Genomic DNA, 22505 nt, shown 5'->3' on the forward strand with positions numbered 1-22505 from the left:
TAGTTGCCACAATCAGGATCTGATAATACTTGAAGGAGGTTAGGAATATGAATGGATCAAAAATAAGGTTACTCTCCCGGACCTGTCTGCTGCGTGTAACACTGGTCTTGCTGATGATGTTGCTGTCAGCCTGCACTTCCGCTGCACAGGAGGATAGTCTGCAGGAGAATGGGGCAGAAGGCAGTCCGCCGGTCAACGCCCAGCCTGATGAAGCTCCGGGTGTATCCCCGGATTTCCCCTATACTGCTGAGACTTTAGCCAGCGGACTGGAGGTTCCCTGGGAGATGGCGTTTACAGCGGATGGACGAATTTTCATTACAGAGCGTTCCGGCAGCCTGCGTGTCATGGAGAACGGCAAGCTGCGCGATGCTCCGCTGCTGAAGCTCTCGGATCCTTTTGTCAGCAAGGGAGAAGGCGGGCTCTTGGGGCTTGCGCTGGATTCTGATTTTGAGCAGAATGGACGGGCTTATGTCTACCACACATACCGTACCGAAGAGGGCGAACCGGCGAACCGGGTGCTGCAGCTTCAGATTGGAAGCAGCTCAGCAGAGATCAGCCGGGTTCTGCTGGATCAAATACCTGGCGACAACAATCATAACGGCGGACGGATCAAGATCGGCCCGGACGGGTACTTGTACATCACCACAGGTGACCGCTATGATCCGGAGCTGGCGCAGGACAAGAATAGTCTGGGCGGCAAAATCCTGCGGATTACGGCCAGCGGCTCCATCCCTGCGGATAACCCATGGCCCGGATCGCCAGTCTACAGCATGGGCCACCGCAATGCCCAGGGGCTGGCCTGGCAGCCGGAGAGCAGGGCGCTCTACAGCTCCGAGCATGGCCAGTCCAATCACGATGAGCTGAATCTCATCAAGGCCGGAGCCAATTATGGCTGGCCGCTGATTGAAGGCGATGAGACCGGGGACGGGCAGCCGAAGCTTATGGCTCCGCTGGTCCACAGCGGGAAAGAGACCTGGGCTCCTTCAGGAATGACCTTCATTACGCAGGGACCCTGGGCCGGTGAGCTGCTGGTTGCCAATCTGGCCGGACAGCAGCTCCTAAGGGTATCGCTGCCGCCTGCGGGCGGAACGCCTTCCATTACCAGCCTGTTCAAGGAAAAGTACGGGCGAATCCGTAATGTGGCGGAAGGGCCGGATGGTACTCTGTACCTTATGACCAACAACCGCGACGGCAGAGGAGATCCGCAGGCGCAGGATGACCGGCTGATTGCGCTGCGTCCGGACTGGAAGTGAAGAATGGCCGTTTTTTGACTATGTTAACCCTCTGAAATGATGTAACATAACCTTAACTAGCATATACTTACTCGGATTAGGCCAGGCCGCTACAATTGCCTATAGGACCTATATGCAGGAGAGGGGAAGATGTCCATGCAAGGAAAAACGGTGCTGGTCACCGGTGCAAACTCCGGGATGGGGCTGGCTACAACCGTGGAAATGGCCCGCAGGGGAGCAACTGTCATTATGGCCTGCCGCAGCCTTAAGCGGGGGGAAGAGGCTCTTGCCGAAGCGGTGCGGCAGAGCGGCTCCAGCCAGATCCGGCTGATGCTGTGCGATCTCGCTTCCTTCGATAGCATTCGCGCTTTTGCCGGGGCGTTCACTGCCGAATATCCTGTGCTGGATGTTCTGATCAATAACGCAGGGGTGGTAGCGCTGAAGCGTGAGCTGACAGCAGATGGCTACGAGCTGGATCTGGGCGTGAATCATCTGGGGCACTTTCTGCTGACCCACCTGCTGCTGGATAACCTCAAGGCTGCTGAACAGGGGCGGATTGTTGTCGTGGCATCGGGAGCGTATAAGATCGGCAAGCTCTATCTGGAGGATCATACGCTGTCGCGCGGCTTCAATCCGGCCAAAGCGTACGGCCGCTCCAAGCTGGCGAATATTCTCTTCACCCGTGAGCTGGCTGCGCGCCTGAAGGGAACGCAGGTGACGGTGAACAGCCTGCATCCGGGTGCAGTGGGAACGAGCATCGGCGTGAACCGGGAGACGGGCTTCGGACGCCGGGTTCTGAAGCTGGTGTCCTACTTCTTCCTCACTCCAGAGCAGGGGGCGGATACGGCCATCTATCTGGCGACTGCACCGGAGCTGGACGGGGTAAGCGGGCAATATTATTACCGCCGCAAGATCAAGGAACTGACGCCACGGGCGGAGGATACAGAAGCGGCCGCACGATTATGGAAATGGAGTCTGGAACAGACCGGGCTTGAATAATGCTGTTTCAGTGAGGTTGCTTCAGCTTTACTGAAACTGTAGAACTGCTGCGTAATAAGACCGGCTTGGAGTATAATTACTCTACGGATGTTCATACCACAATTAGGAGGACGTACAGCATGGATTGGCAGGCTTACAGTATAGAGGATGCAGTAATAGAGGATTTGGAAGCAATTGTGGAGATCTATAATTCGACGGTTGCCGGAAGAGTGGTAACTGCGGATCTTGAACCGGTAAGCGTAGAGGAGCGGGTGGGATGGTTCCATGAGCATAACAGCCATCACCGGCCGCTGTGGGTACTGAGACAGGGGGGCGAGATCGCGGCCTGGTTCAGCTTCCAGTCGTTCTACGGACGTCCGGCTTATAATGGAACAGCAGAGATTAGTGTCTATGTAAATGAGAAATTCCGCGGCAGCGGTGCGGGAAGTATTCTGCTGGCCAAGGCAGTGGAGGAATGTCCGCGCCTTGGGCTGCAGAATCTGGTCGGGTTCGTATTCGGCCATAACGAGCCCAGCCTCGCCCTGCTGCGGAAGTTCGAATTCAAAGAATGGGGGCTTTTGCCGGGAGTCGCGGTGCTTGACGGCATCCCGCGCGATCTGGTCATCATCGGCCGCAAGCTGTAAATATATAAATCGACAGGCTTTATTGAGGTTGCGGAGGAGCGCTGAAGGCGGAACGGCATTCCTCTTCCGTAATCCATGATTCCGACCAGACCTGGAGATCGCGGATGACGGATTCCAGCGCCCGGCCTTTGCCTGTAAGCGAATACTGGATGCGGACGGGGGTCTCAGGGAATACCTCGCGCAGCACGATGCCTTCCTGCTCCAGCTCCTTCAGCCGTTCGGACAGCAGCCGGCCGCTGACAGGCAGCGAGGACTCAATTTCCCCGAAGCGCTGGGGACCCTGCAAAAGCTGATAGATGATTAAGCCCGTCCAGCGTCTGCCGATAATATCCATGCTTTTTTGTAATCTTGGACATAACTCTGTGGATTTCATTAGGCTCACCTCTTACTGTACATTATAAACGAAAAGACCTGTGCCTAAAACAAATTTGAAGGATTATAGGCGCATGAAAGGATGATTCCCATGGCAAAAAAGAAGAAGAACACACCGGCCCCGCGCCCTGCGGCAACGGATGCTCCGGCAACCCTGAAGGATATGCTGAGCGGCGAGGTTCTGGAGAAGCTAAAGGCGCAGTCCGATGCGCTCAAGGCAGAAGAACGGGACAAGAAGGAGGCTGTCCTAAAGGCAGCCGAGGATAAGCGCAAGGCCGAGCAGAAGCGGCTGGAGAATGATTTCGGCCATCTGCTGGAGAACAGCAATCAGGACTGGTCCAAATTTAAGTAAAATAATTTTTTACCAGAATAAGGGTTGACAATCTGCTGCAAGGCCATATATTATTGGGTTTATCATTTAGAGAAGGGAGGCTGATGGATCATGATTGGAACAAATGAACGGAACAGACAGCAGGATCACCTGACAACCGCATATGTACGATCTGATCTCATCGCCTTCGTCCGGAAGACATAATGCGCAGGGTATTGCTGCTGATGTCTGAACTGAATACAGGTGTGCTTTGAACGGGTGCAAGCTTCAACGGGAAGCTGCACTTAGCGCGCCGGGAGCCGCATGATCAGAACTGGTCTGCGGCTCTTTTTTGTGTACCTGGAAACCCAACCTGAGAGGAAATGAAAATAGATATGAATAGCATGAAGCAACAAGCGGAAGAGATGTCCCGCTATAAACATGAGGTGGCCCTTCCGGGCGGCGACCTCAAAATCTACGCCAGTGAGCAATTATTCGGCACGCTGGATTACAAGGTCTTGGAGATGGCTAATAACAATCTTCAGATACCAAATATCGAATATATGAGCTATACCCCGGATGTACATGTAGGTGTCGGAACCTGTATCGGCACTACGGCTGTCTGGGATGCCGAATCAGGCTATGTGTCGCCGTCCATTGTGGGCAGCGACATCGGCTGCGGGATGCGCGTGCATCTGACCAACCTGCACGTGGATGATCTGCGAGAAGTGAAGCTGCGCCGCAAGCTGGTCCGGGCCATTGAGCGGTATCTGCCGATGGAGGCCCAGCAGCGCGGCCACTACAGCGATATCCGGCTGGAGAATATCGTACGCAAGGGACTGCACGGCCTGCCGAACAAATATATCCCGGACAGTTATACGCCGAAGAAATCAAGTGCGCTTTCCCACGTGGAGATCAGCAAGCTGGGCTTCGACGAAGAGATTCTGAATGAGCTGCCGGACATGGCCTGGCACCGGGGCCACCGCCAGCTCGGAACTCTTGGCGGCGGCAACCATTTCGTGGAGATTCAGGCGATTGAGATCGCAGAGGAGCAACGGGAGGTGGCGGAAGCCTGGGGGCTGAAGGACGGGCAGATTGTCGTCATGATCCACTCCGGCTCACGGGCCTGGGGCGGCATGGTCAATCAATTCTGTACCCCGGCCTTCGCCAAGGTCATGGGCCAGCTGGGGCTGGGCAGCGCCGACCCGCGCTTGATCTATGCGCCTCTGGCGCATCCGCAGGCGCAGCGCTATGTTAATCTGATGTACTCGGCACTGAACTATGCGGTGGTGAACCGTCACCTGATCGCTTATGGAGTCCGTGAGGGTTTCCGTGACGTCTTCGGCACGAAGTGCGAGCTGCGCACCCTTTACGATCTGATGCACAATTACGCCTGGGAAGAGAAGACTTCCTCAGGCAGCAAGTTCGTACACCGTAAAGGGGCTACCCGAGCGTTGCCTGCGGAGCATGCGGATAATCCGCGCCCTTATGCGGGGACCGGACATCCGGCGCTGATTCCCGGCTCGATGGGTACGGCCTCTTATATCATGGTCGGCCAGCCCGGAGGGGAAGAGAATTATTATTCCATCTGCCATGGTGCAGGACGTATCCGCTCCCGCTCGGCCACGAAGCGGCTCGTGAGTGTCCAGGAATTCTCCCGGTCGATGAAGGTGGGAACGGAAGACGAGATTGTCGTGAACCAGCATTCCCTGGAATCTATCATTGACGAATCCCCCCAAGCCTATAAGAATGTAGATGAGATCATAGAAAGCGTTACGGGGGCCGGCCTGGCTGCCGTTGTGGCCAAATGCAAGCCGCTCGCAGCGATAAAGGGGACGAAATAAGGATGGAGCAGGAGAACAAGAAACCGGCTGTAATCTATGAATATGATGAAGAGAGAGCCGGCATTATCAAAGGCTACGATGTGTATGCCCGCCTGGTGGACGGTATCCTTGAAGCCCTCTACACCCGGTACGGTGTCCGTTACGAGCTGTATGCCAGCGATGATCCCAATAGCGAATACTGGAAGCTGCTGGAGAACGATGTGCAGAGCGGGAATGCCGGGGTGGAGCATGTGGCGCGGATTTTTGACCGTCTGGAGGACCGGACCTTCGTGTTCGATGATGAGAAGGAGCAGCCGGAGTACCATATCCATCTGTCGGTCCGCAATAATGTGCTCGCTTATCCGGCGATGGGCATTGCGCTGGCGCGGGTCCCCGTGTTCCAGGAGAACGGGATTAACTTTCAGGATTATGTATTTGCCGCATCGGATCAGCAGCTGCAGTTCTTCCTTGGTAATGTGCGCAAGCGTCAGCGGGAGCAGAATATCAACAAGGTGACGGTGTTTACCGACCGGCGGAACGGGATTTCCCGTGAGGATGAGCCGATTACGCGTGCGGTTAGGCGTGAAGAGGTGATTTTGGACGCCGGTATCAAAAAAGAGATCTACCGCTCGCTCGACCAGTTCTTCGATAGCGACCGGAGCTTCTATGTGACCTATGATATCCCGTACAAGCGGGGAATTCTGCTCTACGGGCATCCGGGCAACGGCAAGACCACCCTGGTCAAATCCATTGCCGGAAGCGTGCCGGGACCGGTGCTCTATTGGCAGATTACGGAGTATACGAGCAGCGAATCGGTGAATGAGGTGTTCGAGGCTGCGGCCCGGCTGGCGCCGATGGTGCTCGTGATTGAGGACATCGACTCCATGCCGCAGGAGGTACGCTCCTTCTTCCTCAACACGCTGGACGGGGCCACCTCCAAGGAGGGGATCTTCCTGATCGGCACGACCAATTACCCTGACAAAATCGACCCGGGTCTCATGAACCGCGCCGGGCGCTTCGACCGGGCCTATGAGATCAAGATGCCAAGCGAGGCGTTGCGCCTTGAATATCTGCAGCTGCGCGGCTTCTCCGCCTTCGCCGGTGAGGAAGGCACGGCCACTGCTGCGCGTCTGACCGGGGATTTCTCCCTGACCCAGCTCGGTGAGCTGTATGTCAGTGCTGCACTGGAATGGCATGAGAACGGCACGGCAGATGTGGAGCTTCTTGTGCGCGGCATGCGCGGCGAGCTGGACAAGGGCCGCAAACGGGAATGGATGAAGGATGCATCGTCCAGCATCGGCTTTTATTGAGTAAAATACGTGGAGAGCAGGCTGCCAGCGCGAATGAGGCTGGGGAATGAATCGCCAGAGTTAGCATACAGGGGGCCGGGAGGCTCCCTTTGTGCTGAATTTGAGCTCCTCCGCCGTTGCTGGCTGCTAGCCTTCGGTGTTTACAAATTAGAGTTTTTGGGGTCATCTGGGGAGTTATGCGGACACAGAGGACGTTATTTGGCGAAAAAGACGGCTTTTCTGCTCGTATCGGACTCAGGAGCCCCTATATTGTATTGTGGAGCGTAAACGGAGGCCGGAGAGGGGGCTTAACGGCATCTGAGTCCGCCAGGCATGCGAAATGCTGTGTTCCGGCCAAATAAGGGATCTCCAGTCCGCAACGGGAGTGGCGGGGTTCGCACCCCCGCACATGGCCCCCTGCACATCGCGCCCCCTGCACGTCGCCCCCTGCACCATCGCATCTCGGCCCATTGCACCCTAGCGGATCCCGCACCACCGCCTCCGGGGAAGATGGACTTTGCTTGCGAACAAAATGGATGATTTCAGGAAATTTCGTACAGAGGTGTAACTTTTCGCATTCTCATACGTGGATGGAGTAAGGGGGGAGGAGATGGAGCCAAATTCGCTGGATGAACTATATGAACAATATGTTGACGACATCTACCGCTATCTGCGCTCCCTCTGCCAGGACCATCATGCGGCTGAAGATTTGATGCAGGATACCTTTTACCGGGCGTATCTGTATCTGGAGGATTGCCGGGAGGAACGGGTTAAGCCGTGGCTGTTCCGGGTCGCATATAATGCATTCGTGGATTATAAGCGCAAAGAGAAGCGGAGCGTGGCGAAGGAAGGCGCATATTTCAGCAGCCTGCCCCACCCGGAGACTACGGAGGGCACCTTGCTCAGGCAGGAACGGTGGGAGGAAGCGGCGCGGGCGCTTAGCCTGTTGCCGGAGGGGCAGCGCCATGCCCTGCTGCTGCACGATGTGCACGGGCTGAGCTATAAGGAAGCTGCTGGCATTATGGAGGTGGGCTTGTCCCAATACAAGATACTCATATTCCGCGCCAGGCAGAAGCTGCGTGAGGCGGATCGGAGGAGGAACGAGCATGAGTGAGGAATTCAAAGAGAAGTTGCGCCAATACAGCGAGGGTACCCTCCCGGAGGAAGAGCGTGAGGAGCTGGAGAGTGAGCTGGCGAAGCTTGAAGCGTATCAGTTGTATCTGGAGGAGCAGATGGAACGGGAGGAGCAGGACGGGCAGGTCACCGGGAGTTGGACCAAGACGGACCCGCAAGGAAGCGCAGCACCAGGGTTCAAGAAGGCGAAAAAGAAGCGAAGAGAGAAGTCCATTATTCGCCGGGGCAAATGGAAGGCGCGGATTAACAATACACTTACTGTATTTTCGGCGTTCCTGATCTTTACGGTCATTAGCAGTATTATCACAGTAGTCTTCTACAACACCGGAGACCGGGGTGACACTTACCGTGATGTGGTAGAATCAGCGATTGCCGTTACCCGCCCCAACACCACGGTGCGGCTGTCATCGGATGCACATTATTTTTTCCGGATGGAGTTATCCGGGAATATGCTGAAGCAGGTGGGCAGCGAGAGCATTCAGGTCGGTAATTATTCACAGAATTTCCTTCTGGGACTGGCCAATAATGGTATATATAATTGGATGGATGAGCGGAACGGGTCTGGAAAAGTGTTCTATTATCCGTCTGCGAAGGGCGGCGCCGTTGGAGGGGATGATAATGACCAGTGGAAGAGGCTTGCGAAGCTTCCTGAAGGTACGGTTGCTGAGGCGTATCTGTCACTCGGCCATTTATATACCACAGATGAACTCCTGAAGCAGCTGGAGCCGCTGAACCTTCAGCCTGTCTGGTTCGGTGCCGATACCGGACCTTCAACGAGGAATGACGATGTGGTTGTATATCCGCTTGGCTTCCCCTATTATCCTATCTGGTATAAGGATGATATGAAGAGATCAGAGGTCACCAAGGAAAAAACAGGCTGGTTCAGCTCCGTATCCTCCTACAGCAGTGTGTCGCCTTCCGTTGAGGCATACGGGAGCGGAGAACTACGAGATGCCAATTTCATCAAGACCCTTAAGCTGCTGCAGCAGCATCAGACACTCGCGGGCAAAGCGGTGTATATCGAACAGTTAGACACCTCCGTGGCCTATCTGGAGCAGAACGGGGTCAAGCTCTACGGAGCCGTTGTCACTGGACCGGTCAAGGAGTTGCTGAAGCTGCGCGAGGCTTCGTGGGTAAGCCACCTCCAGGTAGGGGAAGTACGGCTCTGGAACTGGACGGAGTGAGGATCGCTATATATGAAAATGGCTAAAGGATCAGATCGCGGTGCCCTGAAGCTTCAATTTGCATTCCCTCTTCAGGGCATCGTACAATGATAGAACGTAAACTTGGATTTGAACATAAAAATGGCTGGGGATCGCATTTTACCGCGCTTCTTAGCCATTTTGAATAAGGAGGAGAATGCAGATGAAGATTGGAGTGGTATCGGATACACATCTCTCAAGCCGGGCCAAGGGGCTGCCGTCCGTGCTTATGAAGGAATTTCGCCAGGTGGATATCATTCTGCATTTGGGCGACTGGGTGTCGCCGGAGATTTACGATATGCTCGCCGAGCTTGCTCCGGTAGAGGGGATTGCCGGGAACAACGATGGCTATGAGATTATTGAGCGCTTCGGCGAGAGCAAGATCCTTACGCTTGAAGGCATGCGCATCGGAATGATTCACGGACACGCTCCGTATTCCCGCAAAGGGACGGACGGTAATGCGCTGCTCGCTTTTGAAGGCCAGGACGTAGATTGCATTCTCTTCGGGCATTCCCATCAGCCGCTGATGCGCCGGGAGAACGGGATTCTGCTGTTTAACCCCGGATCGCCCACGGACAAACGCAGGGAGAAGCAATATTCCTTCGGCCTGATGGACATTGAGGATGGTAAGATTACCGCCCGTCATGTCTTTTATGATTCCAGGGAATAAGGGGGATTACCTTTGTTGAATTATCGTTTTGAACGGGCAGGTCTTGAGGATGTGGAGGAGCTTGTACCGCTGTTCGATGAATACCGCAGCTTCTACGGCCAGCAGCCGGACAGGGAAGCCGCCAGGGAATTCCTGCAGGCAAGACTGGAGAACGGAGAGTCTGTTGTTTTCATGGCTGTTGCCGGTGAGGGTGAAGACAGGAGGATGTATGGTCTGGCACAGCTCTATCCCTCGTTCTCTTCCATCACGGTCCAGCCGGTATGGATTCTGAACGATTTGTTCGTAACGAAGGAGCAGCGGGGCCAGGGACTGGGCTCACTGCTGCTTGAAGGCGTGAAGGGCTTCGCCCAGGGGACAGGAGCCAAAGGTCTGACACTGTCCACCATGATGGACAACACCGGTGCCCAGCGTTTGTATGAAGCCCATGGATATGAGCGGGACGAGAGCTTTTTCACTTATCATTTATATTTCTGAAGATATAGTTAGGAGAGTTATAGTGGTGGAGACAAGCAGTAAGCTGGCTGTATTTTTTGATCTGGATGATACACTATATGACCACCTGATCCCTTTCAGGGAAGCCGTACGTGAGGTGCTGGCTCCTGAGGAGGACAAGCTGGATTATGCGGAGCTGTTCTACACGGTAAGGCATCACAGCGACTTGCTGTGGCCGAAGTATCTGCGCGGGGAGATGGAGCTGGAGGAGACGCGGGTGCTGCGGCTGGAGCTGGCTTTTGCCGAATATGGGTTGCCGCTCAACCAGGAGCAGGCGGTGCAGATACAGGCCTCCTATATTGCCCGCCAGTACACGATTGAGATGATTGACGGCGTAGCAGAGCAGCTTCAGCGGTTCATTAGCCTGGGCCATCCGGTAGGCATTATCACCAACGGCCCGCAGGAGCACCAGATGGGCAAGCTGCGCGGGCTGGGCATCGACCGGATCATTCCCCCGGAGATGATCTTCATCTCGGATGCTGTCGGTCTGGCGAAGCCGGACCCGGCCATCTTCGCTCATGTCAACAGGGTGACGGGAACTACACCGGAGAACAGCCTTTATGTGGGCGATACCTGGGCCAACGATGTAGTAGGCGCGCTGGCGGCAGGCTGGAAGGTATGCTGGTACAATCCGCGCGAGCGGCAGCCGGGCACGGACCATACGCCGAGCTATATTTTCAAGAATTATAAGGAGTTCGGTGCGTTACCGCTGGTGTGAAGCCTTGCTTCCGGCCGGTGCTTCAGCGGCCCATTCTCTTTGGAGCGCTGAAAGGGAAAAATCCCATTAAATCGCACTGAAGTAGGTGAAACGGACAATTTAAAGGGAAAAATCCCATTAAATCGCACAAAAGTAGGTGAAACGGACAATTTAAAGGGAAAAATCCCATTGAATCGCCCGGAAGTTGGCGAAACGGATAATTGAAAGTAAAATCTGCTTGAATCACACCGACCGGGCCAAATGTATGCGATAACCCGAACGCAATGGAATGAGGGGCCGCTGGTGAATGCGGCCTTCAGTAGATGGTAGTCAGTAACACAAACAAAGGTGCCCTCCGCCAAAGGAAGGCACCTTTTACTGTTGTTGTTCATCGGATCAGCTATAATAGTTAAGCTACCAGATCCGTGGCTAAGTTGAGCCGGGTTATCTTCAGCTCCTCATCCGCTACGTTTCCGCATCTCCCGCACCACAGACTATTAATTAGCGAAGCTATAAGTCGAATCGGTCAGATTCAGCCGTTTCTTCAGCTCAGAGGTGGCATAGATCTTGTTGTCATCTGTAATGAAGAAGGCCTCCACCTTCTCCGGCAGCGCTTCGAGATACTTCATGCCTTCTTCCAGGCCCATGAGGAACACACCGGTGGAAAGAGCGTCCGCGTCTGTCGCGTTGGGGCTCATGATGGTGATACTCTTCAGCCCGTTCTGGGAAGGAAAGCCTGTACGCGGATCGAGGATATGGTGGTAACGCACTCCGTCCTGCATGAAGAAGCGCTCATACACCCCGGAAGCATCAATGACCTCATCGGTAATCTTAATCGTGCCCAGCTGGGTGCCCCGGCTCTGATCGGGGTCCTGCAGGCCGATATTCCACTGGGAGCCGTTCGGCTTGTTGCCAAGGGCGATAATGCTGCTGCCGCCGAGATTGATCATTGCGCTGTTCAGGCCCTGAGCCTTGAGATAGTCGGCGATCCGGTCAGCCGCATAGCCTTTGCCGATTCCGCCCATGTCCAGCACCATGCCTTCTTTGGCCAGCTTGACCGTCTTCGCAGCCTCATCGACAATCACATCCTTGTAATTGACCAGACTCCGGGCCTTGTCGATCGCCGCCTGGTCAGGCACATGCTCCCCGCCTTCGCCGATCGCCCATAGATCCACAAGCGGGCCAACCGTCGGATCATACAGTCCGTCCATTTCCTCAGCATATTTGAGGGAGAGCTTCACAATATCCAGCGTTTCATCAGACACAGCAACGGCTTCTTTGCCGGCGGCTTGATTCACCGCGTACAATTCCCCGTTCGTCTTGGTGCGGCTGAACTCGATATCCATCCGTTCCAGCATAGCCTGAATGTCGTCCATATTCTTCTGTTCCACCGTATCGCCGAACACCTTGATATTCACAACCGTATCATAAATATAAAACGTCTGCTCCAGGGACTTCGTATCGCCGTCTTTGGAGGCAGTAGCGCCGGGGGTTCCGGTAGCAGCAGGGCTGTCTTCACTCTTGTTACCCATTGTAAGCCAGACTACCACAGCCGCAGCGATAACAACGACTAGAGCAGCCAGAATTACAACGCTTTTTTTGTTCTTAGATGTTTTTTTGATTTCAGACATATTCCACCATCCATACAATTAGTTTCGTGGTTGCATCTTTACTATCATACCCCAGAAAGAACGACAATGGATACTCATTTGGTGACATTTTGTGCAGAAGAGCGGCTTGCGGAGTGCCGAATCCGGTGATATTTTGATGAAAATATTGTCTTCTTCCCGGTGGCGTGGTAAATTGGGTGGTAATTAATGACCGGAAATAAATTCTAGTCAATTTGTATTCTAGAGAATGGAGTGTTACCCATGTCCATTGACCGTAAAGCATTAATCCTGCAGGCAGCAACCCTGTCCTTTGTTCAATTTGGCTATAAGGCTACGACTATGGATCAGGTATCCAGAATTGCCAATGTGGGCAAAGGCACGATCTATACCTTTTTCAAAACCAAGGAAGAACTGTTCGAGGAAATTCTGGACAAGGCGACCTCTGAATTAACATCGGTGATGAGCCGTGTGGCTGCGCAGCAAACTTCCTTCGTACATAAGCTGCTTAATCTGCTGGATTCCATTCTGGAATTCCGCTTGGACCATGAGCTGTTCGTGAAGCTGGCCCAGGAGGTACGGGACATCGGTACGGCCCAGGCGCTCGAAGGAGTGAAGCGGATGGAGGGCTATGCGCTGGACTTCCTGCAGCAGCAGATTGAGGAGGCCATCGGGAGCGGAGAAGTGAAGCCTTGCGATGCCAGTGTGGCGGCGTTTATGATTCTGCGGATGTATCTGGCTCTGACCACGGAATGGAACAAATCCCATGAGCCGCTGGATCAGGACAAGATCAAAGAGCATATGATTCTGTTCATCTCCACCGGAATACTGCAATAGAGGCAAACAAGCGAATTGTTGTAATAACTAAACAGAGCTTCAGATTGTACGTTGAGCTGTTCCGGCACCCCGGGCTATAATGAAAGCGTTAATGAAAACGATTATGGCGCAGCTGAAGTCTAGAGCTGGCATGGCGGCGGGGTACTGCTGTCCTGTTCCAGATGGATGAGAGCGCCTTCAGACAAAGTGAGGCTGATGGTTATGGAAGAGTATAACAGCGGTATCGGGCTTGGCGGGCAGGAGGGTCCGGCGGCACCTCAAGATCCAGTGGAGCGCCGTGACGGCTTCTTCGTCATGTTCGAGACGGCGATTGAGGCAACCGCCCGGGCGGAGGGCAAGCCCTCGCAGGAGGTCTATCTGGAAGGCAATTATCTGATCGATAAGGCCAAATACATAGGCGGGGTTACGGATGAGCAGATGCTGGCGATGCTTAGAGACTGGACCGGCTTCCGCAAGCTGGTGCACAGCATTGGAGTGTCTGTGAAGACGGCGGAGGAAGGGGCTGCGGTCACTTTTCTTATGCAGAATTGGGGCAGAACCAGCAAGTATGAGACCGGCACACAGCTGCGGGTCCCCTGCCCGGGCGATGGAACGGAAATCCTAGTGAAGCTGGAGGAGACAGAGTGGTCTGAGGAGGATGTGGCTCCCGGCAAATACGCCTTTGAATTCAGTAAGGAGGGGGAACTGGCGACAGCGAGCATCGTTCTCTACTTGAATGACGGGTACACGGCGCCTGAGCTGACAGCTGAACCTTCCGTAGACTTCGAGTCGTCTGCTTACCGCGCGATGATTGCGAAGTCTCTGCTGTATGCGGGCAATAACCGGCGGCTGAAGCGGGCTATGGACAAGGCTGCAAGCGGAGAGGATGTGACGATTGCTTATATTGGCGGGTCCATCACACAGGGGGCCGGAGCTAAGCCCATTCATACGGAATGCTATGCCTATCAGTCGTACTTGAGATTTAAGGAGCTATTCGGCAAGGAGGGTGGAGAGAATATTCATTTCATCAAGGCCGGGGTTGGCGGGACTCCCTCTGAGCTTGGGATGATCCGCTATGAGCGGGATGTGCTGAGGGATGGTGCAGCCGCTCCCGACATCGTAGTGGTGGAATTTGCCGTGAATGATGAAGGGGACGAGACGAAGGGCAACTGCTTCGAGAGTCTTTGTCTCAAAATCCTGTCTGCGCCGAACCAGCCTGCCGTCATTCTGCTGTTCAGTGTCTTCGTGAATGACTGGAACCTGCAGGACCGCCTCTCCCCGGTAGGCAGACGCTATAATCTCCCTATGGTTAGTGTTAAGGATGCAGTAACAGAGCAGTTCCGGCTGAGCAAGTCCGAAGGGAATATCATCTCCAAACGGCAATTCTTCTACGATATCTATCACCCCACGAATGACGGGCACCGCGTAATGGCGGACTCCCTGGGCTACCTTTTCGCCGAGACCGCCCGGATGGGATTGGATGAAAAGGAGCAGGATATACTGGCGGGACCACCTGAGCTCGGCAATGATTTTGCCCATGTCCGGCTGCTGGACCGTATAAGTGATCTGGGCAGCGCAGGTACTGCGATTGCTATTGAAGCAGGCGGCTTCCACGGTACGGATGAGGAGCTGCAGCAGGTGGAGATGGATGCCAATCCGTTCGGCACTCCGCAATTCCCGCATAACTGGATGCACACGGCTGCGTCCGGTGAGGATTGCTTCAGGCTGACAATCACCAGCAAGAATCTGATCCTGGTCTTCAAGGATTCGGGCAACCCGGATGTAGGCAAGGCGGAGGTCTATGTGGACGGGAAGCTGGTTCTGACGGCAGATCCGCATGTGAATAGCTGGACGCACTGCAACGCTGTGATTCTATACAACAATGAGCAGAGCGGGGAGCATGTGGTGGAGATCCGGATGGCGCCGGAGGATCAGGACAAGAGCTTCACGATCCTGGGCTTTGGCTATACGGCTTAAGAATAATATAAGGGTGCCACAGAGGCCGCATTGAAGCAGCCGCCTGTGGCACCTTTTTTCTAATGTACTGACCAGAGGGTGTATGAACCGGATGTATGGGGCACAGGGCCCCCAGCATCCTTAAACTGTTTGGTTCTGTGCGCACTAGCGGTTCTTCGCGGAATGCTGTACCTAATCCAACATGAATTCCCTGTACTTGTTCTTGCGGGGGTTGAGGATGAAGAGGATGCCACTGGCGTAGCCGGAGACGGCATTGAAGTTCCGCTTGAGCGTAGACTTGACGGCGAGGTAAGACAAGGTCCAGAGCAGAGCTGCATAATTCTTCACGGGTGCTTTGCGCAGATTCAGCAGATAATAATGGTTGACTGCGGTCGCCCGGGCGACCCGGCCTGCCTTGTCGCGAGAGCTGGGCGATTCATGATGCATGATTTTCAGCTCCGGGTTAATCACGAGCTTGCCGTATCTGCTCGCCAGATGGCACATATAGATATCGTCCGCTACTGCATAGCTGGTCATCCAGGGGTACGGCTTCATATCCCGCAGCGCCGAGCTGCGGAAGGACATGTTGCAGCCATGGAAGAAATCCGTCTCAAAAATATTCTCGGTCTCCCCCCATAAGAGAAGAGACCCGGCCAGTGTGCTGGCCGACAGTCTGCCTGGCGAAGCCGACATTTGACAGGTGAGCCTGCCGAGCAGCTTGCCCGATTTGCTGCTGGAGAGACCCTTGGCGATTCCGCCGACTCCGGCAATGGACGGATCTGAGGCGTAGGTGTCGAGCAACCGGCGGATATAGAGCGGATCGTCCAGCTCCGCATCGTCATCGAAGCTGAGCAGAATCTCCCCGTCGATGAGCCCGAGGGCCTCATAGCGGGAGAGCCAGACGCCGGGCTTGGTTTTGCGGTAATAGCGCAGGCTGGCATCCGGAAGACGCCCGAGCACCTCACGGAAATACTCCAGCACCGGTTCTTCGATCTCACCGTCGTCCACGATCAGCAGTTCGATGGAGACATTCTCCAGCCCGCTTTGCGCGCCGATGGACTCAATGCAGAGGGTCAGATCGCTGATCCGGTTACGTGTGGGAATGACTATAGACAGGTCATGCATGCCGCTGACTCCTTTCGGGACGCCATAGACCGTCCGCTTTGAATTAGAGATGTTGCTCTAATTTTACCTGCCCGGCCGGGCGTACGTATATACCTCTTTCGTTTACTTTTCTCCCGGAAGCCAGCAGGGAAGAGAATGTATGGGACATTCAATGGGAAGGGGCCGTTCAGAAAGTTTGTTTGTAATTTTCGGTTTTCAACTATATAATAGTAAGTGAAATGCAATACCAATACCATTACCATTCAGGAGGAATTCCCATGAGAATAGATATATGGTCTGATTATGCCTGCCCGTTCTGCTATATCGGCAAAAGACGGCTGGAGCACGCGCTGAGCCAATTCCCGGGCCGTGACCAGGTGGAGGTCGTGTTCCGCAGCTTCCAGCTGGACCCGAATGCACGCACCGATGAGACGAGAGATATCCATGAGCTGCTGGCCGGTAAATACGGCATGACCCGTGACAAGGCCAAGGAGATGAACGCACAGCTGGCCGAGCAGGCGCAGGGTGTGGGTCTGGAGTTCAATTTCGATACGATTCAGTCCACGAATACCTTTGACGCTCACCGCTTGAGCCACTATGCCGCTACTCAGGGCAAGGCTCCGCAGATGACCGAACGGCTGCTGCGTGCTTATTTCACCGATACACTGAATGTAGGTGACCGTAAAGTGCTGGCTGAGCTGGCTGCGGAGGCCGGACTGGATCAGGCTGAAGTTACTGCGGTGCTCGACAGTGAGGCTTACGGCGACCGGGTCCAGGCTGACATTGAAGCTGCCCGGCAGCTGAACATCACTGGCGTTCCCTTCTTCGTCTTCAATAATAAGTACGCCGTATCTGGCGCACAGCCGGGTCCGGTCTTTACTGAGGTGCTGGACACGGTATGGGCGGAGGAACAGAAGGGTCCAGAGCTTCAGGTGGTCGGCCAGCCGAAGTCCGGGGCTGCACCGTCTGCTGACGGCTGCGATGACGGTTCCTGCAGCATCTGATTAGGATCAGTGGCAGGTATGAGATAAGCGTTGCAGCAAGCTGTGCCTGGACGGGACGTACGATTCATTCTGGTTACGGACTATAGTTCCGCTATTTGCGCCAAAAGGCCATTTGGAGCGGCGCGGCGGACTCAGAGGACGTTATGCGGAGATTTTGGAAGCGAAATTGCAGGATATTCGGCACTTAAGCGCACTGGAGTCCGTAGCGCTGCCGTAAAAGATGATTTGGAACAAATAAGCGCACTGGAGTCCGCATAAGCGTGCTCCATCCAGTCAGGCGGCTACACCCTGATCGAAACAGGCTAAAAGTACGGCATTCCTGCCGCCACTGGCCCTTCCTGGCAAGTTTGCATCAAATGGACGCACCAAACCCCCGCCGCATGAAATTCATGCAGCGGGGGTTTTTGTTCAAATATAAGAATTTATATGTTGCACACGATAAATTATCCTTCTATTTCTCGCTGAAACGGTACCGTCCTTTAAAAGGACGGCAAAGCCGTTTCCACTTGCTTACAGTGACCACTGGCCTGGAGCGGGAAACCGAATCATTCCGTTACCGGAACGAGGTCACCAGACTGGAGAACAGTGTGCGGACATCGTTCTGGTACGCATTGATCGGCTCCACCGGACGGTTCAGGCCGAACAGGGTGTAGACGGCGATGCGGGCGGCACGGACTGAATACTCTTCTGTGAAAACGATATCGTCCGGGATCTCGCAGTATTGGCCGATAAAGGCCAGGTTGGTGGAGCCTTCAGGCACCACCTGCGGCCGGTCGCTGTTCAGGCGCGGCATGAACTGGGAGGTGATATACGGCATCATGCAAGGAATACAGTTGGCGGTAGCCATGATCTCTTCCTTGTGCGCCTCGAAGTGCAGATGTCCGATCAGCTCCTCCAAAATCTCCTCGCCGGTACAGTCGCACATTTTTTTGTGTACATAATCGCCGACCTTGTCCGGGTACAGGCCATATCCCCAGAAGACTCTGACATGCTCCGGCTGGTTGCGGAAATGCGGCTGGAACGCCAGCACGACCGACATGAACCAACTGGAATCCTTGAACGTTACAAGTGCGCCGGTACCGGCCCGGTTGCGGGTGAACTTCTCCATCAGGTCGAAGAACTTCGAGTCCTGGAAGGTCACCGTGAAGGATTCCCATTTGGATTCGTCCACATGATCGTCGAAGGAAGAAGGATTGCCGAGACCCGGCTTCTTCGCGGCGATTGTCTCCCACAGCTTCCATGAGCTGCCCTTACCGTTCATCCTGGGAGCGGAGGTCATCGATCCGAGGCTGGAGCCTTCGGTCATCGAGCCGTTCGTCACAATGACCCGGTCGCCTTCATGAACCTGGATCGTGTCCTCCACGCCATCGCGGACGACCTTCATCGCTGTCACAGTAATGCCGTCGCCATCTTTGAATTCCAGATCGGTTACTGTACATTTCAAGGTGAAATCTACGCCCAGCGGCTCCAGATATTGATGCAGCGGCAGAATAATGGAATCATATTGGTTATATGGGGTCCGGGTTACGCCTTCAAGGGTTTGAATTCTAGGGAACTCGTGCATGAAGCGGAGCATATACCGCTTGAACTCAACTGCACTATGCCAAGGCTGGAAGGCAAAAGTGGTCGCCCACATGTACCAGAAGTTCGTTGTGAAGAAATGTGGTCCGAACCAGTCGTTAATCCGCAAGGTGCCCATGGCTGGCTCCGGCGTCATGATCAGCTTGCCCATGGCCAGGCGGTCTGCCATATCGAAGCCCATTGAGGTGACGTCCAGAACCTCACCCTTGCTGTTGATCAGCCGGGCCTGGCCGCGGGTCGGATTGGATTCGTCGAATTGAATGATTTCTTCCCGCAGCGTCAGCCCCGGTTGATCAATGGACGGAATGGTACTTAATAGCTCCCACAGGTTCTCATAGGTCTCATCGTTCAGCATCCGGCCGCCGCGAATGACATATCCATGCTCTGCATCGCCGGCACCGTCATTGCTGCCGCCAAGGATCTTCATTTCTTCAATAATGTGAATGTTCTGTCCGGGAAAACCGCAGTCTCTGACCAGATAGGCCGCACCCGCAAGGGATGCAATGCCACCGCCTACGAAATATACCTGCTCGTTACCGTACTCTTTTTTCACTGATTACCGCCTCCATAGATTTGCTTGAATACTAGACCTGAACCGAGTGTAATCCAGTCCCGCCCTGGAGGGTATCATCAAAGCGCTTGATCTGTATAAAATTTGGACATATGGAACAAAGTGTAACGTTTTTGAGCGGAAAAAAAGCCGCAGCCTCTAAGGTTACGACACAATGTTCTCATATTTATGCAGCGCCTTCAGAAAGTTCCCTTCTATCAGGACGCTCAGCTTCCCGATCATCTGCTCCGGCGGCTCCTTCATCCCGTCCTGCATCCACTGAATGACCAGTCCGGTGAAGGCCAGCGTGTAAAAGTTGGCGATGAACTGCTTATCCGGCGTCCCGACATCCAGCCCCGCGGCCAGTTCGTTGATGACGCCCATAACGAGATCATTCGTCACCTCATACAGATACGCGTCCAGATGCCTCCGTCCGAGGGAGTCCAAGGTATTGCTGCAGAACGCCTTATTGTTCCCGATATAGCAGAATATCCGGTAGAAACCGTCTGTCCAGGTGCTGTAGCTGCGGTACTGGGCAATGCTCTCGACAGCCTCCGTCCTGTAGATCCAGCCCAGCAGATCATAGATATCCTGAAAATGATAATAAAAGGTCTGCCGGTTCACGCCGCAATCCTCGACCAGATGACGGACGGAGATTTTGTTCAGCGGAAGCTCCTCCATCAGGTCTTTGAGCGAGCGGGCGAGCGCATTTTTGGTCAGCAGGGAATTGGACATAAGGGTCATCAGCTCCTAACAGGAATCAGCGTGTGCGCCAATAGTGTATCAGCAGCCGGCCGCCCTCGGCGATCAGACCCAGAGCGAAGCCGCCTGCTGTAAACAGGCCGAAGGAAAGAAAGCCCGCAAGATCCTCGAAGCCCGACATCTCACGGTAAGTGTACAGGTACATCAGGAAGAGCCCCGCCACAGTTCCAGCGGTTGAGAAAATCCACACAAGCTGTGCACCCAACCAGCCGAACCCGTTGACTATACCGGAGATGACAAGGGCAAGGATGGCCCAGCGTAGGGCAAGAATAAGGTTGAAAGGCTCACCTAACCACATATACCGGTGCAGAATCAGCGATAGCCACAGCAGCAGCGCGTAACCGGCAGACCATGCCAGCCAGCGGCCCGTCCGGGCAGGAGGCAGGAAATTCATTATCAGCTCACCCCATGTATAGCGTTATACCTCTTCCAGTTCCTCTGCGCTCTGCAGCATGAACTTCAGGAGGTTCGGAAGGTCTTCCATTTGCTCTTCGGTAATTTGCCGTTTGAATTGCAGTTCAACACAGTTATTGTACGTATCGTCTGTCTGTCCATAGCGGAAGCTGAGCGATTGCACAGGCTGGAATTCGGGTCCCCAGATTCGGGTCAGAATCTCTTCAATGGCCGGGCACTGCACATTCACATCTTCTATCTCCATATAAAAGCGTAAGAAAAGACTGCATCCCGGATCGCTGCCCGGCGTCTCCAGAATCTCATCGCTGAGGTCCTTCACTGTGGACTGGAGCAGAATCTCGGACGTCACATTCAGGCCTCCGGTCAGCTTGAACGCGAGGCTGAATTCACGCGACATCAGCGCGAGATTGAGCAGATCGGACCGGTCAGTTACAACTAGAACCCCATCCAGATTATCGTAGTCGTAGATCTGGTTCTCCAGGGCGATTTTGATATTGTCAAAAACAGTAGGGTGGAACAAGAGCGGCACCTTCTATCGTTTCTCTATAATATATTATGATTTGCTGTTGGCACTCACAGCTTAGGAATTAGTTCGTAGGTGCCGGTGCCGTGTATTTCAGAAAACTCTTCGGAATCGCGCTCTCAAACGTTAGAATTTCACCTGTGGTCGGATGGACGAACGAGAGCACGCGGGCATGCAGGCCGAGGCGGCCGACCGCCTTGGTCTCAGCGCCGTACTTCTTGTCCCCGGCAATCGGATGTCCGATGTCGGACATGTGGACACGGATCTGATTCTTCCGTCCGGTCTCTAAGTGCACCTCCAGCAGGGAGAAGTGGCGGTTCGCCTGGATCAGCTTATAGCGGGTTACGGCGTGCAGCCCGTCTCCCTCATGCGGACTGGAGTACATCTTCAGTGTGGAGGTCTCCTTCAGCCAGGAGCTGATCGTGCCTTCGGATCTCTTAACGGCGCCTTCCACCAGAGCCACGTAGGAGCGTTCCTTGACGGTCTCCTTCCAGCTGTTCTGGAGCTGCTGCTGAATCGCCTCGCTGCGGGCAAACATCATGACACCCGAGGTATCACGGTCCAGCCGGTGCACCACATAGACGCGGTTCTTCGGGTTGCTCAGGCGGACATGCTCCATCAGCTGGCGGTAAGCCGTCAATTCATTATCTTCACCGGTAGCGATGGACAAGAGCCCCGCATCCTTCTGGATCACGATAATATCGTCATCCTCATGGACAATGGTCAGTCCGAGCATCTCCTTGGTTTCGGCAGGCTTCTCATGGTCAATCGTCACGGTCTGGCCGGGATGGAGCGGATGGTTATGCTTCGTCACCGGCTTGCCGTTCACCGCAACCTGTCCGCGGGAGAGCATGGATTTGATCGAGTTGCGCCCCTTGTTCGTAATCGTCTTCAGCAGAAAAGCAAGCAGCTCCGCAGGCTCGGCTACCGTATAGGATTTGGGTGCAGCTGCCGGCTTGGCCGGGGCTCCGGATCTAGCGCCCTGTTTATGGTTAGAGGTTCTGTTCCCCTGATTTCTGGTTCTTCTTGTATTCATGACCGCATTCTCCGTCCTTTAATAGGTTACTCCTCAATATACCATGGGCCGTGAAGAAATACTACGAAGGGACGTGGGGCACTAGATATAGAGGAGCAGGCCGATACAGATTATCAGGGAGAGCAGGATATAGCTCCAGGCTATGATCTTTGCGTACTTTTTCTCCCGGAGCCAGCCCCGGTTACTGTAAATTCGGATATCTACAACCAGCAGAAGCATGGCCGAGAAGAACAGCATCCCGGCAAGGCTTCCCAGCAATCGGATCATACGCTTCCTCCTCCATAGGCGGTTACCTGCACGGGCTGGCGC

The 22505-nt window shown here is 54.5% G+C and carries 23 protein-coding genes; 14 read left to right on the forward strand and 9 right to left on the reverse strand.

From position 1 onward, the window contains the following. Nucleotides 1-47: 47 nt before the first annotated feature. The 3 genes from NYE26_RS04960 (at nt 48) to NYE26_RS04970 (ending at nt 2854) form a co-directional block, all read left to right on the forward strand. Nucleotides 48-1253, forward strand: coding sequence for a PQQ-dependent sugar dehydrogenase (locus tag NYE26_RS04960; RefSeq protein WP_339254304.1), 1206 nt, complete (start codon nt 48-50; stop codon nt 1251-1253). A 135-nt stretch (nt 1254-1388) separates the two neighbouring features. Next, nucleotides 1389-2231, forward strand: a complete 843-nt coding sequence (locus NYE26_RS04965; RefSeq protein WP_339257327.1) for an SDR family oxidoreductase — start codon at nt 1389-1391, stop codon at nt 2229-2231. A 119-nt stretch (nt 2232-2350) separates the two neighbouring features. After that, nucleotides 2351-2854 (forward strand): N-acetyltransferase family protein, encoded by a 504-nt coding sequence (locus NYE26_RS04970; RefSeq protein ID WP_339254306.1) that lies wholly within the window; start codon nt 2351-2353, stop codon nt 2852-2854. A gap of 19 nt (nt 2855-2873) precedes the next feature. Here the strand turns inward: NYE26_RS04970 and NYE26_RS04975 are convergent, their stop codons facing one another. Beyond that, nucleotides 2874-3227, reverse strand: coding sequence for a helix-turn-helix domain-containing protein (locus NYE26_RS04975; RefSeq protein WP_036727611.1), 354 nt, complete (start codon nt 3225-3227; stop codon nt 2874-2876). 90 nt (nt 3228-3317) lie between these two features. Between NYE26_RS04975 and NYE26_RS04980 the strand changes: the two genes are divergently transcribed. The 8 genes from NYE26_RS04980 (at nt 3318) to NYE26_RS05015 (ending at nt 10864) form a co-directional block, all read left to right on the forward strand. Next, nucleotides 3318-3578 carry a YqkE family protein gene (locus tag NYE26_RS04980; RefSeq protein WP_036727612.1) on the forward strand — a complete coding sequence of 87 codons (261 nt, stop codon included), beginning with the start codon at nt 3318-3320 and terminating at the stop codon, nt 3576-3578. Nucleotides 3579-3940: 362 nt separating this feature from the next. Continuing rightward, a complete protein-coding gene (locus NYE26_RS04985; RefSeq protein WP_339254309.1) occupies nt 3941-5380 on the forward strand; it encodes an RtcB family protein in 1440 nt (479 codons plus the stop codon). A 2-nt stretch (nt 5381-5382) separates the two neighbouring features. Continuing rightward, on the forward strand, nt 5383-6669 hold the full coding sequence (locus tag NYE26_RS04990) for an AAA family ATPase (RefSeq protein WP_036727614.1): 1287 nt from the start codon (nt 5383-5385) through the stop codon (nt 6667-6669). 589 nt (nt 6670-7258) lie between these two features. After that, complete coding sequence (locus NYE26_RS04995; RefSeq protein ID WP_339254311.1) at nt 7259-7762, forward strand: sigma-70 family RNA polymerase sigma factor; 504 nt, start codon at nt 7259-7261, stop codon at nt 7760-7762. After that, nucleotides 7755-8966, forward strand: a complete 1212-nt coding sequence (locus NYE26_RS05000) for an anti-sigma factor (RefSeq protein ID WP_339254313.1) — start codon at nt 7755-7757, stop codon at nt 8964-8966. Before NYE26_RS04995 ends, NYE26_RS05000 begins: the two co-directional genes overlap by 8 nt. A 181-nt stretch (nt 8967-9147) precedes the next feature. Next, on the forward strand, nt 9148-9654 hold the full coding sequence (locus NYE26_RS05005) for a metallophosphoesterase (protein ID WP_036727618.1): 507 nt from the start codon (nt 9148-9150) through the stop codon (nt 9652-9654). Between the two features lie 15 nt (nt 9655-9669). Next, nucleotides 9670-10128, forward strand: a complete 459-nt coding sequence (locus tag NYE26_RS05010) for a GNAT family N-acetyltransferase (RefSeq protein ID WP_339254315.1) — start codon at nt 9670-9672, stop codon at nt 10126-10128. A 25-nt stretch (nt 10129-10153) separates the two neighbouring features. Further along, complete coding sequence (locus NYE26_RS05015) at nt 10154-10864, forward strand: HAD family hydrolase (RefSeq protein WP_339254317.1); 711 nt, start codon at nt 10154-10156, stop codon at nt 10862-10864. A 476-nt stretch (nt 10865-11340) separates the two neighbouring features. Here NYE26_RS05015 and NYE26_RS05020 read toward each other — a convergent pair whose 3' ends face one another. After that, on the reverse strand, nt 11341-12474 hold the full coding sequence (locus NYE26_RS05020) for an FAD:protein FMN transferase (RefSeq protein ID WP_339254318.1): 1134 nt from the start codon (nt 12472-12474) through the stop codon (nt 11341-11343). A 240-nt stretch (nt 12475-12714) separates the two neighbouring features. Here NYE26_RS05020 and NYE26_RS05025 point away from each other — a divergent pair, with 240 nt between their 5' ends. Beyond that, nucleotides 12715-13287 (forward strand): TetR/AcrR family transcriptional regulator, encoded by a 573-nt coding sequence (locus NYE26_RS05025; RefSeq protein ID WP_076081854.1) that lies wholly within the window; start codon nt 12715-12717, stop codon nt 13285-13287. 201 nt (nt 13288-13488) lie between these two features. Beyond that, nucleotides 13489-15243 (forward strand): SGNH/GDSL hydrolase family protein, encoded by a 1755-nt coding sequence (locus NYE26_RS05030; protein ID WP_339257329.1) that lies wholly within the window; start codon nt 13489-13491, stop codon nt 15241-15243. Between the two features lie 171 nt (nt 15244-15414). Here NYE26_RS05030 and NYE26_RS05035 read toward each other — a convergent pair whose 3' ends face one another. Beyond that, entirely contained in the window at nt 15415-16347 is a 933-nt protein-coding gene (locus tag NYE26_RS05035) for a glycosyltransferase (protein ID WP_339254321.1), read from the reverse strand. A gap of 257 nt (nt 16348-16604) precedes the next feature. Between NYE26_RS05035 and NYE26_RS05040 the strand changes: the two genes are divergently transcribed. Then, nucleotides 16605-17330, forward strand: a complete 726-nt coding sequence (locus NYE26_RS05040; protein WP_339254323.1) for a DsbA family oxidoreductase — start codon at nt 16605-16607, stop codon at nt 17328-17330. Nucleotides 17331-17883: 553 nt separating this feature from the next. On the opposite strand, the gene NYE26_RS05045 is transcribed toward NYE26_RS05040, so the two are convergent. The 6 genes from NYE26_RS05045 to NYE26_RS05070 all read right to left on the reverse strand — a co-directional run bounded on the left by NYE26_RS05045 (nt 17884) and on the right by NYE26_RS05070 (nt 22463). Further along, nucleotides 17884-19464, reverse strand: coding sequence for an oleate hydratase (locus NYE26_RS05045; RefSeq protein ID WP_339254325.1), 1581 nt, complete (start codon nt 19462-19464; stop codon nt 17884-17886). A gap of 162 nt (nt 19465-19626) precedes the next feature. After that, nucleotides 19627-20196 carry a TetR/AcrR family transcriptional regulator gene (locus NYE26_RS05050; protein ID WP_209879708.1) on the reverse strand — a complete coding sequence of 190 codons (570 nt, stop codon included), beginning with the start codon at nt 20194-20196 and terminating at the stop codon, nt 19627-19629. A gap of 25 nt (nt 20197-20221) precedes the next feature. Continuing rightward, entirely contained in the window at nt 20222-20617 is a 396-nt protein-coding gene (locus NYE26_RS05055; RefSeq protein WP_209879711.1) for a hypothetical protein, read from the reverse strand. 24 nt (nt 20618-20641) lie between these two features. Beyond that, a complete protein-coding gene (locus NYE26_RS05060; RefSeq protein ID WP_339254328.1) occupies nt 20642-21166 on the reverse strand; it encodes a hypothetical protein in 525 nt (174 codons plus the stop codon). 58 nt (nt 21167-21224) lie between these two features. Next, nucleotides 21225-22196: an RluA family pseudouridine synthase gene (locus NYE26_RS05065; protein ID WP_339254330.1), complete on the reverse strand. Its 972-nt coding sequence runs from the start codon at nt 22194-22196 to the stop codon at nt 21225-21227. Nucleotides 22197-22277: 81 nt separating this feature from the next. Further along, nucleotides 22278-22463 (reverse strand): CLC_0170 family protein, encoded by a 186-nt coding sequence (locus NYE26_RS05070; RefSeq protein ID WP_339254332.1) that lies wholly within the window; start codon nt 22461-22463, stop codon nt 22278-22280. Nucleotides 22464-22505: the final 42 nt, after the last annotated feature.

This window comes from Paenibacillus sp. FSL P2-0136, from assembly GCF_037975325.1.
GTDB classification, from domain to species: Bacteria; Bacillota; Bacilli; order Paenibacillales; family Paenibacillaceae; genus Paenibacillus_AQ; species Paenibacillus_AQ silagei.